Below are 13,254 nucleotides of genomic sequence, written 5' to 3' on the forward strand. Positions count from 1 at the left end.
CTGATGCGATTATTGATTACCAGTATCGTTATTTGGCTCATTTCCGGTTGCTCGACCGTCTCTATGGTGGATAGTTATCAGCAAAAACAGCTAATTAATGCTGGTTTTGAGCGAAACCATCTAACGCTAGCGCAGGACGGGGAATTACATTATTGGCAAGGCGGCAATGAACAGGCTCCAGTAATCATTTTACTCCATGGTTTTGGTGGTACAGGCATGACAAGTTGGTATGAAACCATGCAAGATCTTGTCGTCGATTACCATATTATTGTTCCTGATTTATTGTGGTTTGGCGATTCATATAGCCATGCTCCAGCAACCATTGAAAGCGAAACTTCGGCGATTCAACAGCTCATAAGTGAACTTAGGCTTAAACAAGTAAACCTTGTTGGTATTTCGTTCGGTGGCTTTGTGACGTTTGACTTAATGATTAAAGCGCCAGAAGTAAAAAAAGCGATGATGCTTGCCAGTCCGGGGATTGTCTTTAGTGATGCTGATATGGATGCGATGAGTGAGCGATTAGGCCAAACAACCCCTGAAGCGGTGTTTGTGCCTCAAGATAAAGAAGGTGTAAGGCATCTTTTGGAACATACCTTTGTCGCACACCCTTGGTACCCAAGCTTTATCGATGAACAAATCTATCAAACATACTTTGCGAATTACCTCGAAGAAAAACGCTCGTTGATTACCACATTACCTGCGTATCGAAATCAATTGGAACCTGCTGAATTCAGGGATAACTTGCCTCCATCTTTATTGATATGGGGTGAAAACGATCAGGTGTTTCCATTAGAGAAAGGGCATGAGTTTTCAGTTTTTCTAGATGCGCCGCTTATCATTATTCCTGACGCTTCCCACGGGTTAACGAATGACTTTCCGGAGCTCATCAATCAAATGATCCGAGATTTTATAAAATGATGCAGTTTCTGAACAAAAACCTATTACTCCTTTCAATAATCACTATCGCTAGTGGCTGCTCAAGCAGTGAATGGCAAGTCAGTGCGACGCCATCTGATGTGGCAGTGGAAGCAGCGCTTGATAATGAGCCTGACAACGCATTACTTAAGGATATCAAATTACCAGAGCAAGCAGCTTTACCTTTACCGACAAGTGTTAGACCTTGTTGTGCATTTGGTAGTGGCCAGAAAGTTAAACTTGGACCGATTCCGGTGCCATTTTTTAGACATGCCAATACGATTGAGCTGGATGATATTGGTGCTCATGCGTTTGAAGCGGGAAGCTTTAGCCATCAAAAGTCGGCGCCGAATGCTGGCCGAAGTGGTGAGAATAACGGTTTGGTGTACACCCTAAAAGGTGGCTTTATTGACCTCGCTCATGTGCGTGATACTGCAGATAACGCTGTGGCTTTGTTTTACCGCATTCAGCCTTATTTAGGTGAGGCGCAAACTATTGAGCTGCCGTTTGAAATCGGTCCAAGAACCATTGAGTTAGCGGCGTTTGACGTCAGCGAGTTAACCGCTACTGAGCGTTGGGAGCTGGCGGCAAGTATAGCGGTTCGTTTGGCTTACTCTATGGCAGAAGCCCATGAAATAGCTCAATACCATGGTTATCGTAGCTTTAGTCCCTGGACCGAAGATGTGTCGGCGTATTCACCTGAAGATCTTTACTCGAATATGTTAGGGGCGAAAATCGCTCTTGCAGTGCTCACCAATAATTTAGCCATGACACGTCAGCAATATAATTTTCATATGACAGCGTGGATTTTTGCAACCATCGCTTGGTTAGACCCCGTTTCTGCCCAACAAACTGATGCCATGTTTGAAGCCATTGATGGTTATTGGTGGGATTCAAACGAACCGTTACCGAATAAATTCATGCTGCTTAAACGTCACTATGAATTAGGAGATGAACAATCACCTTACATCGTGCCTAAGGGCTTGGCATTTATCAGTAAATCATGGCCAGCGATCAGCGCTCTTTATGAGCAAACGGTTGAGCCGCATGAGTTACAGCTTGCCAATCTTGTTCACGGGATTGTCATTGATGATGTCGCAAAGCAATGGCTATTCGTAGACCCTAAATTTTCAGCCTCATTTGATCATGTGCCTGCATCGCTTTGGCAGCAAGGCTTTACACAAGAGCAGTTTCTTGAGTTATCTCGTTATAACCAAACTCGAGATCAAGCCATGTTAACTGAACATTTAGCTAAGTACCCTAAGTTGCCATTAGCGAAACAACTGAAACAAGCTGATAGCTCAAACCAAGGACACGTTAATGAAGCTAATTAATTCTGTGGCACGCACATTGGCTGTTACAGTGAGCTCAAAGCGCAATCATGCTTGCAGGCGTTCAGCGTTACTTTTGCCGATTTTACCTCTGTCAATTTCACTCATGCTGAGTTTTAGTGTGTCAGCAGCACAGTCTCAATCAGTGAATGGCGCGACTAAACAGATCACAGAACAAGAGCTGCATAAGGCTAACGGTGCTGATGAAGTGCCATTTCAAGACGACAATGAAGCGCTCGGCTGGGTAGAAAATTTTTTACAAAAGCTAGGGGCTGATGGCGAATTTGACCCGAGTAAACCTATTGATTTTAGCTTTTTACCAGGGCCATTTTACAATCCTGAAATGGATTTAGGTGTTGGCATTTCTGCTGTAGGCTTGTATCAAGTTGATCCTGACGATGAGGTAAGTCAATTATCTTCGTTGGTCATTAATGGTTTAGCCTCTATTAATGGCGCATTAGGTGTGTCCATTGAAAATAAAACCTTTCTGAATGAAGATAGGCAGCGCCTATATCTCAACGCCGAATTGTCAGATATTCCCGATGTGTTTTATGGCATTGGGTATGATGAAAATTATCAAGATGAGAATCGTACTGATTTTAGTGGCAGAGTGATTAGTGCAAATCCAATGTTCCTTCAGCGGGTGTCGTCAAATGTGTTTGTCGGAGCAGGCTTTGACTTCAGTTATGCCAAAGCCAGTAGTATTGATATCTTAGAATCTGAAGTTGATATCACGCCATTAGAAGCGTCATCACGTAGCGTAGGTATTAACTTATTGGCCAATTATGATAGCCGAGATAATGTACTCAATCCTGAACAGGGAAAAATTGCTCAGATAGATGTCGGTGTATATCGTAAAGACTTAGGTAGCAAAACAGACTTTGAAGTCGTTAATGCTCTCTACAGCACTTATTATCCTGTTGCAGATAGTGACGTTCTGGCATGGCAAATACGTGGTCGATTTACCCATGGTGATGTACCTTGGGATCAGCTATCTAAAGCTGGTGGCGGAGATTTACTACGAGGTTACACCTCAGGTCGTTATCGCGATAAGCAAATGCTCCTTGCTCAAGTAGAATATCGTCAAAACTTATCTGGTCGTCATGGCATGGTATATTGGGTAGGTGCTGGGGTTATTTCTGATAAATTTAATGAATTAGCGTCATCTGATGTGCTACCCAACACTGGCATTGGTTATCGTTTTGAAGTGAAACCGCGAGTTAACCTTAGATTAGACTTGGCCTTTGGTGATGGTGACAGTGGGTTTTATTTCAATGTAAATGAAGCTTTTTAGGTTTCAATTTTGTTTTTCAAACATGTATTTTCAATCTTCTATTTTAAAAATTGGCATCTGGTTTGAGTGATGTGCATGCTTTAACGTTACTCTGGATAAGTATATTTAAAAGCATGGAGGCTTGTATTAATGTTACAAAAAGTTGGTGCAACCCTTATTAAGCTGCGGCATATTGCTCGTTGCCATTGCGGCGAAGTGAACATTGAATTGTTTCTCCCTAATGGAATAGAAAATCCCAGACGTTGTGATTGTTCTATTTGTCGCCGTAAAGGTGCCATTGTGGCTTCTGTTCCTTTAGCAAATTTAACGATTATTGCAGGCGAGCAGCATTTAACTTGCTATCAATTTAATACTCATACCGCTAAACATTACTTTTGCTCTAAATGTGGCATCTATACACATCACCAACGGCGCTCAAATCCCAATGAATATGGCTATAACATTGGGTGTCTGGTTGGAGTGAACCCATATGAATTAGGCGATGTAGTGATAAATGATGGTGTAAATCATCCTGCTGACAAGTAGGATTACAATAAGCGCAAAAACAAAGCTAAGCATTAGTGCTATCGTTTAGTTTTAGCTATCACCTAACTTCAAGGAAGATGAATTGAGTAAAGTCAGATTAACAGGCTATATTTTAGTGGCTGATGAGGATTTATCCGCAGTAAAACAAGCCTTACCTTTGCACCGCAAGCTGACGCTAGCAGAGCCTGGCTGCGTTAGTTTTGAAGTGCTTCCTGATAACAAAAATCCAAATAAGTATAATGTCGATGAAGTGTTTACAGATCAAATGGCATTCGAAGTGCATCAAGCACGAGTGAAGCAGTCAGCTTGGGGGCGGCTTACTGTCAATGTAACTCGACATTACCAAATGAGTGATACCGAGTAATGTTTACTTAATCTTGTTTCCTACCTTGCATTGTTTTAATAATGCAGTAAAAAATTCAGTGCCTTTACGTTCAGCAAAAGCAATATTCCTTTCAGGGATAGACTCTGGCTCATCGTATTCAGCTAAAGCGGCTTCCATATTCGCTTCACGAATGATGTGAATCGTTGGATAAGGTGAGCGGTTGGTATAATTTGTGGGACTATCTTGTGGCTCGCCATCAAAACAATAGTCCGGGTGAAAACTGGCAAGTTGATAGACACCTTCATAGTCATTTTCGAGTAATTTATCATTGGCTAAATCGACAAGATCTAGATAGTGATAAAAGCCTTCAAAACCTCGGGGTAAAACGAATAGTGTGGTTTCGGTATCGGGATGGTTATCTAGGTATTCACATTCTGACAGAAAGTCTTTTAGCACCTGTTTGACTTTAGTGTTTTCGCTGCAAATGTATCGGATGCTGTTATTTTCAACTTCTCGACGTGCAAATGGGCAAATATTGTATTTCATGATCACTTTATTGACCCAGTTTGCTGTTTCAATATGGTATTCGCTTTGCTCTTGCATGTTCTTTCCTGTCATATGTTCAATTCGTCATAGCGGGCTTACGCTAAAACTAATGTTCGTCGCTAAAACTAACGTTCGGCGTTAAAGCTAACAGCCTTACTAACAGTGTTGTTTATTCAATGTAAGACTAATCAGGTAAAGCCATCTGTATGATAGATAACACTAATAGCAGGGCCATTGAAATATTGAATATTCTTTGCTGACGCTCGTTTTTAAGCAGTTTTTTAAGGCCAATACCAAAGCTTAACCAAATTGAGGCACAAGGTAATGCCACCATAAAAAATACCACTGCAATGGTTAATACTTGCGGAATTAAAGCGTGTGAAATGTCAGTAAAGGTAGCGATGGCGCCGACAGCCATAATCCAGCCTTTAGGATTAACCCATTGAAATGCAGCAGCTTGAAAGAAGTTAAATGGTTTAGCTGTTTGTTTACCTTCTAAGTTGCTTGAGCTATTAGCGATGCGCCAAGAAAGGTAAAGTAGGTAGATGATACCAGCAACTTTAATGACTTGATGCGTCATTGGGTAGGCTTGAAAGACGGCACTCAGTCCTAGGCCAATAGCGACCACCATACTCGGAAAGCCAATAATAATCCCTAGTAAATGTGGCATGCTGCGTTTTATACCGAAATTAACGCCAGACGTCATTAACATGATGTTATTGGGGCCGGGTGTAATTCCTGCAGAAAAAGCGAATAGTGCAATAGTAAAAACGAGTTCCATAAATCGGTAAAATATATCAATACGGCAGTGCTAATAGGTGATCATCTTAACGGGAATATACTGGCTAACCTAGTGTTAATTACATTTTTCGTGGATGGTGCTTTTACATTTGTACTGTAATTGTTTGTAGCTTGCTAATCTTGTGTGTGGCTTTTTGCTGGTAACATGACATAACTTGTTATTGAAATTGAGTCAGGTTAGGTTAGGGTTTAAGTGTTATATTGATAACGAAATTTCAATAGCTTGATACAATAAAGATAGGCTAACTTGCTGACTACAGGACTAAATGTGAATGAATAGCAAAAAATGGTGTTTATGGATAAGTCTTTTCGCTGTATTGATTTCAGGTTGTGCAACCAAAGAAGAGGTCAACAAGCCTGCTCCTAGTCGAATCACAATGGTGACTTCAGGAGATCTTGGCTTTATTTCTTCGCAAGCAAAGAGCTTTGCTTGGCACCCAACGATGTTTACTGTTCATAGTGCAAATAAACTTGATGATGCTGAATTAGTGAGACATATGCGTCAATCGATAACAAAAATCATGGAGCAAAAGGGCTACCATTTTGCTAAAGATAATGAGAATCCAAATGTGCTTATTGGTTTTGGTATGGCGCTAGAGTCGGAAATGAGTGACGCAGAAATCATGAAAAGAGCAGGTCTCGTTGCTGGCTTATCAACATCAGGTATTGATGATGATTTTGAAAAAGGATCTGTACTGGTGGCTTTGTTTAGTCCTAATCGTATTCAACCTATTTGGAAAGTGTTAGCACAAGGGTTTACAGAGACAGGAAAACCTATCGAAGATCGTGAGATCCGCTTTGATAAATTGACTGGTATGATGCTGAACTCTATCCCTAATCATACGATGTAACGATTTTCCTGAGCGAGAAACTATTATAAAAAAGCCGCAGAGCCTATGTTCTGCGGCTTTTTATTTAGCCTAAATTCAGTTTACCGTTCAATTGAAGTGTTATTCAGTGTCAACATTCACTTCGTATGATGAGAACTTACGGATATTGATAACGCCTGTGTCAAAAATGAGGTACTGACCTTTAATACCTTGCAAAACCCCCGTTACTTCAGGTGTTTTATCAAAGTTATGAGATTTTACTTTTTTAGGGAACTCGGTAATAGGGAAGCGAATACCTTGAATTTGGTCATTGAGTCGCTCAATCACAAAGTCAGGATTTTGCTCTTTTATCTCTAACAGTTTTGCTTCAATTTCTGGGATTAATTGATTGGCCATATCGACTAAATCAACATCATCTGCATTACCTTTTAACATGGCTTGCCAATTGGTTTTATCATTAATCAGTTTTGCTAATTCTACTTCAACAAGGCCTGAAAGTTGGCGAGTAGAAACTTTAAAGATAGGTAACCCTTGTGTGGCGCCTTGATCTATCCAGCGAGTCGGTATTTGCGTGTAACGCGTAATGCCAACTTTGATCCCGGATGTATTGGATAAATAGACAAAGTGAGGAACAAAGCAATGACTTTGTGCCCATTCAGGTTCACGGCAGGTACCTTGATCAAAGTGACACGTTTCAGGCTTCATGATGCATAAGTCACAGCTAGCAAGCTTTGACATACACACGTAACAATGTCCCTGAGAGTAGCTTTTTTTGGTTTTCTTACCACAACTTGAGCATAAAATTTTACCCGTATGGGTCAAGGTGAGTGTTTTACCGATTAAAGGGTTTAACTCTAAGAGTGCATCCCCTACGGGTAATTGATAGTGCACTTCATTTTGCTCATCAAGCTGAGTGCGCATTTTTGATAACGTTCCTAACATCTCTAAACTCATTTTTGTTATGATTTGTTAGTAGTCTAACAGATGGTAGTCAGTAAATTTAAACGGTTTTTTAGATTGAATAGAAGGGATATCTGTTGCGCTAATATATTCATTAACGCAACAAACAAAAGGAGCTAGGCGCTTTTACTGAGTTTATCTAACACCACATCGTCACCGAGTTCATATAGTGATTCTGTGAGTTGTTCTTCCTGACTTGGATCTGATAACCCTAAACCCATGGTGGCTCTAAACAATGCAATACCACTGTGGCCTGCAGTTTCTTGCTGACTACTAAATTGCTCGATGTTAATACCAAGTGCATTTATTTTATTTGAAATTTCAAGCACTAAGCCTTCACGGTCGTAGGCTACTAAATTAAAACTTAATCGTTTAATCGGCTCTGCTATGTGGCCTGTTTTACTGTAAGTACAGCTTAGCCCTTCGATACACTCCAAAGACTCAAGCAAGGTATCCCATTTTAATGCCGATACTTCTAACTGTAATATTGCGGCAAAAACGCCGTCAATATGGCGCATTTCGGAGTCGAGCCAGTTGCCGTTGTGACGACTGATAACATTTGCAATCTGTCCAACTAACCCTTTTCTATCAGGGGCTTGCAAGGTAACTAGATAACGTAACATAAAAGAAACTCCCAAATGTTTAACAAATAAATCGCCTGTAACACTACTGTCATATATACGTCATATAATTCAGCCAATTAAAATAGGCATCTAAAAAATGTCATCAATTAATCACTTAAACGTACTGATTTGAACTGACAATTGTTGAGTTGTAATCACAAACGCTTAAGGTAAATAAAACAGCTATTTATTTAGTATCACAGCGGATTAAACAATCATAGCGAAATTTCGCTGACGATTAATTATAGAGGTTCTGAATGGAAAGTCAGGTCAATCAACCTGGTTCTGAGACGAAGAGTCTGCTAGTAGGCAGAAAAGCGAATCGAAGAGCATTTACGGATAAGGCAGCTGAAGTGGGTGTAACTGTGGGTGGAACCATGGTTTTTGTCGCTTTGTTGTTGATTTTCTTTTACTTATTGTATGTTATCAAGCCGATTTTTGATGGCGCTGATGTTGAACCTGTATCAACAATCAGTTATCAAAATACCGAGACTGCCACTTTAATGGTGGGAAGTGATGAGCAAAATGAAATAGCTTATCGCGTACTGGTAAATGGCCAAGTTGATTTTTATTCAGTAGCCAGTAAACAGTTAATTGAGAGTTTTCAGCCTCCGCTTCCTGAAGGGGCGACAGTGGTTAGTAGCGCCAAAGCTAAACCAAATGAGCAACGTTTTGCGCTTGGATTAAGTACGGGTGAGGCGTTAATCGTTGGGGTTGATTTTGGCGTGACTTACCCTGATAACGTGCGCACAATTACACCACGTTTACGCTACCCATTAGGTGAAACACCGATTATGGTTGATGAAGGTCAGCCATTACATCACTTAGCCTTTGACTATATCGATAGTCGCATTGGTTTTGCATACCAAGATAATCAAGGTGCATGGAAGTTAAATCGTCTTGAAGGCGAAGAAAACATGATGACCGAAGAAATTGAATGGTATTCGGATCTGACCGTTGTTGAAGATGCGCCTAAAGATGCGTTAACGGCGTTAATGACACCTGACCATCGCCAGTTGATCCTGCCTACATCAAACAAAATCTTCATTTATGATATTCGCGACACTGATGAACCGTCATTGCTGCAAGTTATTGATGTTAAAGATGGCTCAAACAAAGTTTCTAATGTGAGCTTACTTGCGGGTGCGAGTTCGATTCTTGTTAATTACCAAGACGGTACTATTGACCAGTATTTTCAGGTTAGTAGCCGAAGTGGTCGTTTATACCAAAAAATTCGTGATTTTGAGATTGATTCACCTGTACAGACAATTGCTACTGAGTTTTATCGCAAAAGTTTTGCTGTAGTGAGTCCTGAAGGTGAACTATCACTGCTTTATACAACCAGTCAGCGTAATTTATTCACTGAAACGTTTAATATTGCGCAACCTGGAGCAATGGCATTTAGCCCACGTTCGAATGCATTAATTGTTGAAGCGAATAATAGCTTGAATGTATTTGCGGTAGACAATGACCATCCAGAAGTCTCTTGGAGTGCTTTGTGGCAAAAAGTTTGGTACGAAGGTTACCCAGAGCCACAGTATGTTTGGCAGTCAACTTCAGGCTCTGATGACTTTGAAGCAAAACTAAGCTTAATGCCGTTAGCATTCGGTACCATGAAAGCGGCATTTTACGCGATGCTTTTCGCTGTGCCATTAGCGATTGCTGGTGCAATTTATACCGCTTACTTCATGTCGCCTAAAGTCCGTAGTGTTGTTAAGCCAACCATTGAAATTATGGAAGCACTTCCTACGGTTATTTTAGGTTTCTTAGCGGGCCTTTGGTTAGCGCCGTTAATTGAAGACCATCTTCCAGGCATTTTAGTATTACTGACATTGTTACCAACCAGTATTTTACTAAGTGCATTTACTTGGAGCAGGTTACCAAACTCGTGGAAGCAACGATTACCTGAAACGTACCAAGAAATCATGCTAATCCCTGTGATCTTGTTTGTGGGTTGGTTCTCATTCGAAATCAGTCCAGTGATTGAGATTGCTTTCTTTGATGGTAATACTCGCCAATTTATTACCAATGATTTAGGGATTACCTTTGACCAACGTAATGCATTTGTTGTCGGTATTGCGATGGGCTTTGCTGTTATTCCAACGATTTTCTCAATTGCTGAAGATGCTATCTTCTCAGTGCCACGTCATTTATCAAATGGCTCATTAGCGCTGGGTGCAACGAACTGGCAGACACTGACTCGCGTGGTTCTATTGACAGCCAGTCCAGGTATCTTTTCCGCTGTGATGATGGGACTTGGTCGTGCAGTGGGAGAAACCATGATTGTACTGATGGCTACAGGTAACACCGCAATCCTTGAATGGAGTGTATTTGAAGGTATGCGGACATTAGCGGCTAACATTGCGGTAGAAATGCCTGAATCTGCCATTGGTAGTTCGCACTATCGTGTATTGTTCCTTGCGGCATTCGTCTTGTTTGTATTTACCTTTGTCTTTAACACCATTGCAGAAGTGGTACGTCAACGTCTACGTGAACGTTACAGCTCACTTTAAGGAATGAAGATGAAAATAATAATGAATATTTCGCCAATCGCTTTGAGAGGTTTGAGCAATGGGTAAGTGGGTTAAATCGGGTTCTCCATGGATTTGGATGACCGGTGGTGCAGTCAGTATCAGCTTGATTGCAGTATTAGGTTTGTTGTTATTAATTGCATGGCGTGGATTAAGTTACTTTTGGCCTGCCGATATTTATCAATGGCAACTTGAAGATAATAATGGTGTTAAATCAACCTTAATTGGTGAGATTTATGACCGTGAAGAAGTGCCTACTGAACGATTGATTTCAGCAGGTCATCAGTTTAACGAACATCCTGGTGAGTTTGTCACTCGCTATCTAGTGAAAACAGGTAACCGTGAATTCGTTGGTTTGGATTTTCGCTGGATTTTGGCTACAGACATTGTTAGTCGTGAAAAGCCTACTGATATCGCTATGTTGGAGCGTACCAAAAATGGTAACTTCTACGGCTACCCGGTTGCTGTGATTGAAAATGGTGAACGTTTACCATTATCAGGCGAGCAAATCGAAATCGCGTTAGAAGAACACATTGACCGTGCTGTGACCATCGGCGAGCAGGCGTTAAAGCTTCAAAAGTCTGAGATTGGTTCAGTTAACTATGCACTTGAGCGTTTACGTTTAAAAGAACGTGGTTATGAGTTAGACGGTAAATTAACCCCAGAGCGTAAAGCAGAATTAGATGCACAAGCAGAAAAGCTCAACCAAGATTACTTAGTCATGGAAAAAGACTTGTTCGCGTTACGTGACCAAGCGGCAAGAGATTCTGTGATAATTCGAGACATGCGCGGTGAAGAAGTCACGCTCAAGTTAGATTCAGTATTAGACGTTAGCTACGTCAATCGTATGAACAGTTTCGATAAAGTAGTACATTGGTTTGTCGGTTTAGGTCGCTTTGTTAGCCATGACCCACGTGAAGCAAATACTGAGGGTGGGGTATTTCCAGCTATCTTTGGTACGGTATTTATGGTGATGCTGATGGCCGTTATTGTAACGCCATTCGGGGTTATCGCTGCTATTTACCTACACGAATATGCTAAAAAGGGTCCAATTACTAAGATGATCCGTATCGCGGTAATTAACTTAGCGGGTGTTCCGTCAATTGTTTACGGTGTGTTTGGCTTAGGCTTCTTTGTATACATGCTTGGTGGTTCATTAGACCAATTGTTTTATCCAGAAGCGCTACCTTCACCCACTTTTGGTTCGCCAGGTGTGATTTGGTCAGCATTAACGTTAGCGATTCTAACGCTTCCAGTGGTCATTGTATCGACTGAAGAAGGCTTAAGCCGAATCCCAAGTGCAGTGCGTCAAGGCAGTTTAGCGCTAGGTGCGACTAAGTTTGAAACCTTATGGCGAATTGTTATTCCAATGGCGAGTCCTGCAATTATGACAGGCCTTATTTTGGCTGTTGCGCGCGCAGCAGGTGAAGTTGCACCATTGATGTTAGTGGGTGTTGTTAAACTCGCACCGACTTTACCTATTGATATGAACTTTCCGTTTATCCATTTAGAACGTAAGTTTATGCATTTAGGTTTCCATATTTACGACGTTGGCTTCCAAAGTCCTAACGTAGAAGCGGCAAGACCATTAGTTTATGCCACTTCATTCTTATTAGTATCTGTGATTGTGACACTTAACTTAACAGTTATCAGTGTACGTAATCACTTACGTGAAAAATTCCGTTCGCTAGAACACTAATTAGCGATATCCTGAGGAAAAAAGAAAAATGATTTCTATTGATCAAAGCGCTATTAAATCTGAAGTTGTCGATTTAGCTAACCTACCTGCACAGGATACTGCGTTAGAAATTCGTAATTTAGATTTACGTTATGGTGATAAACAAGCTCTATTTGATGTGAGCATGAAAATCCCGAAAAACCAAGTGACAGCATTTATTGGTCCTAGTGGTTGTGGTAAGTCGACGCTTTTACGTTGTATTAACCGTATGAATGACTTAGTTGAAACTTGTCATATTGACGGTGAAATTTTACTTCACGGTCAAAATATTTATGACAAGAAAGTTGATGTTGCTGCACTTCGTCGTAATGTCGGTATGGTGTTCCAGCGTCCTAACCCGTTTCCAAAGTCGATTTACGAGAACGTGGTTTACGGTTTACGTCTGCAAGGGGTGAGTAACCGTCGTGAGTTAGATGAAGCCGCCGAGCGTTCATTGCGCGGTGCAGCAATTTGGGATGAAGTAAAAGACCGTTTGCACGATAACGCCTTCGGATTATCTGGTGGTCAGCAACAACGTCTTGTTATTGCCCGTGCCATTGCCATTGAGCCAGAGGTATTGCTGCTTGATGAACCAACATCGGCATTGGATCCAATTTCAACGTTAACGATTGAAGAGTTAATCACGGATCTTAAATCAAAATATACTGTGGTTATCGTAACGCATAACATGCAACAGGCTGCACGTGTATCAGATCAAACTGCATTCATGTATATGGGTGAACTGATTGAATATGCTGACACAAATACTATCTTCACTACGCCACAAAAGCGTAAAACAGAAGATTACATTACCGGTCGTTACGGCTAAATTTATTGCATTAGAGCTGATGGCTTA

The 13,254-nt window shown here is 41.0% G+C and carries 13 protein-coding genes; 9 read left to right on the plus strand and 4 right to left on the minus strand.

The window, feature by feature from the left end:
* The first annotated feature begins 3 nt into the window (after nt 1-3).
* The 5 genes from SJ2017_RS07600 (at nt 4) to SJ2017_RS07620 (ending at nt 4,429) form a co-directional block, all read left to right on the plus strand.
* The gene (locus SJ2017_RS07600) at nt 4-918 is read left to right on the plus strand and encodes an alpha/beta fold hydrolase (protein ID WP_080915382.1); all 915 of its coding nucleotides are present in this window, start codon (nt 4-6) and stop codon (nt 916-918) included.
* The gene (locus tag SJ2017_RS07605; RefSeq protein ID WP_080915383.1) at nt 915-2,249 is read left to right on the plus strand and encodes a DUF4056 domain-containing protein; all 1,335 of its coding nucleotides are present in this window, start codon (nt 915-917) and stop codon (nt 2,247-2,249) included. Before SJ2017_RS07600 ends, SJ2017_RS07605 begins: the two co-directional genes overlap by 4 nt.
* Nucleotides 2,236-3,540: a BamA/TamA family outer membrane protein gene (locus SJ2017_RS07610; protein WP_244899787.1), complete on the plus strand. Its 1,305-nt coding sequence runs from the start codon at nt 2,236-2,238 to the stop codon at nt 3,538-3,540. Before SJ2017_RS07605 ends, SJ2017_RS07610 begins: the two co-directional genes overlap by 14 nt.
* Before the next feature lie 129 nt (nt 3,541-3,669).
* The gene (locus tag SJ2017_RS07615) at nt 3,670-4,065 is read left to right on the plus strand and encodes a GFA family protein (protein WP_080915384.1); all 396 of its coding nucleotides are present in this window, start codon (nt 3,670-3,672) and stop codon (nt 4,063-4,065) included.
* 82 nt (nt 4,066-4,147) lie between these two features.
* Entirely contained in the window at nt 4,148-4,429 is a 282-nt protein-coding gene (locus tag SJ2017_RS07620; protein WP_080915385.1) for a putative quinol monooxygenase, read from the plus strand.
* A 3-nt stretch (nt 4,430-4,432) separates the two neighbouring features.
* Here SJ2017_RS07620 and SJ2017_RS07625 read toward each other — a convergent pair whose 3' ends face one another.
* Nucleotides 4,433-4,993 (minus strand): DUF1415 domain-containing protein, encoded by a 561-nt coding sequence (locus tag SJ2017_RS07625; protein ID WP_080915386.1) that lies wholly within the window; start codon nt 4,991-4,993, stop codon nt 4,433-4,435.
* A gap of 127 nt (nt 4,994-5,120) precedes the next feature.
* Complete coding sequence (locus tag SJ2017_RS07630) at nt 5,121-5,717, minus strand: LysE family translocator (protein WP_055023002.1); 597 nt, start codon at nt 5,715-5,717, stop codon at nt 5,121-5,123.
* A 292-nt stretch (nt 5,718-6,009) separates the two neighbouring features.
* Here SJ2017_RS07630 and SJ2017_RS07635 point away from each other — a divergent pair, with 292 nt between their 5' ends.
* Nucleotides 6,010-6,588, plus strand: a complete 579-nt coding sequence (locus tag SJ2017_RS07635; RefSeq protein ID WP_080915387.1) for a DUF4136 domain-containing protein — start codon at nt 6,010-6,012, stop codon at nt 6,586-6,588.
* Nucleotides 6,589-6,687: 99 nt separating this feature from the next.
* Here the strand turns inward: SJ2017_RS07635 and SJ2017_RS07640 are convergent, their stop codons facing one another.
* On the minus strand, nt 6,688-7,509 hold the full coding sequence (locus tag SJ2017_RS07640; RefSeq protein ID WP_055023000.1) for a DUF2797 domain-containing protein: 822 nt from the start codon (nt 7,507-7,509) through the stop codon (nt 6,688-6,690).
* A 134-nt stretch (nt 7,510-7,643) separates the two neighbouring features.
* On the minus strand, nt 7,644-8,150 hold the full coding sequence (locus SJ2017_RS07645) for a glycine cleavage system transcriptional repressor (RefSeq protein ID WP_080915388.1): 507 nt from the start codon (nt 8,148-8,150) through the stop codon (nt 7,644-7,646).
* Nucleotides 8,151-8,407: 257 nt separating this feature from the next.
* Between SJ2017_RS07645 and SJ2017_RS07650 the strand changes: the two genes are divergently transcribed.
* From SJ2017_RS07650 to pstB, 3 genes are read left to right on the plus strand one after another with little or no spacing between them, the layout of a single operon-like run.
* Entirely contained in the window at nt 8,408-10,663 is a 2,256-nt protein-coding gene (locus SJ2017_RS07650; protein WP_080915389.1) for an ABC transporter permease subunit, read from the plus strand.
* Between the two features lie 58 nt (nt 10,664-10,721).
* Entirely contained in the window at nt 10,722-12,380 is a 1,659-nt protein-coding gene (gene pstA / locus SJ2017_RS07655; protein WP_080915390.1) for a phosphate ABC transporter permease PstA, read from the plus strand.
* Nucleotides 12,381-12,408: 28 nt separating this feature from the next.
* The gene (gene pstB, locus SJ2017_RS07660) at nt 12,409-13,227 is read left to right on the plus strand and encodes a phosphate ABC transporter ATP-binding protein PstB (RefSeq protein WP_055022996.1); all 819 of its coding nucleotides are present in this window, start codon (nt 12,409-12,411) and stop codon (nt 13,225-13,227) included.
* Nucleotides 13,228-13,254 lie beyond the last annotated feature (27 nt).

The sequence above is a fragment of the Shewanella japonica genome, from assembly GCF_002075795.1.
Taxonomy (GTDB): domain Bacteria; phylum Pseudomonadota; class Gammaproteobacteria; order Enterobacterales; family Shewanellaceae; genus Shewanella; species Shewanella japonica.

Coding starts and splice junctions, on each gene's coding strand:
- SJ2017_RS07640 (WP_055023000.1), bottom strand. CDS start 7,509: ATGTTAGGAACGTTATCAAAAATGCGCACTCAGCTTGATGAGCAAAAT.
- SJ2017_RS07650 (WP_080915389.1), top strand. CDS start 8,408: ATGGAAAGTCAGGTCAATCAACCTGGTTCTGAGACGAAGAGTCTGCTA.
- SJ2017_RS07645 (WP_080915388.1), bottom strand. CDS start 8,150: ATGTTACGTTATCTAGTTACCTTGCAAGCCCCTGATAGAAAAGGGTTA.
- SJ2017_RS07615 (WP_080915384.1), top strand. CDS start 3,670: ATGTTACAAAAAGTTGGTGCAACCCTTATTAAGCTGCGGCATATTGCT.
- SJ2017_RS07605 (WP_080915383.1), top strand. CDS start 915: ATGATGCAGTTTCTGAACAAAAACCTATTACTCCTTTCAATAATCACT.
- SJ2017_RS07600 (WP_080915382.1), top strand. CDS start 4: ATGCGATTATTGATTACCAGTATCGTTATTTGGCTCATTTCCGGTTGC.
- pstA (WP_080915390.1), top strand. CDS start 10,722: ATGGGTAAGTGGGTTAAATCGGGTTCTCCATGGATTTGGATGACCGGT.
- SJ2017_RS07635 (WP_080915387.1), top strand. CDS start 6,010: ATGAATAGCAAAAAATGGTGTTTATGGATAAGTCTTTTCGCTGTATTG.
- SJ2017_RS07610 (WP_244899787.1), top strand. CDS start 2,236: ATGAAGCTAATTAATTCTGTGGCACGCACATTGGCTGTTACAGTGAGC.
- pstB (WP_055022996.1), top strand. CDS start 12,409: ATGATTTCTATTGATCAAAGCGCTATTAAATCTGAAGTTGTCGATTTA.
- SJ2017_RS07625 (WP_080915386.1), bottom strand. CDS start 4,993: ATGCAAGAGCAAAGCGAATACCATATTGAAACAGCAAACTGGGTCAAT.
- SJ2017_RS07630 (WP_055023002.1), bottom strand. CDS start 5,717: ATGGAACTCGTTTTTACTATTGCACTATTCGCTTTTTCTGCAGGAATT.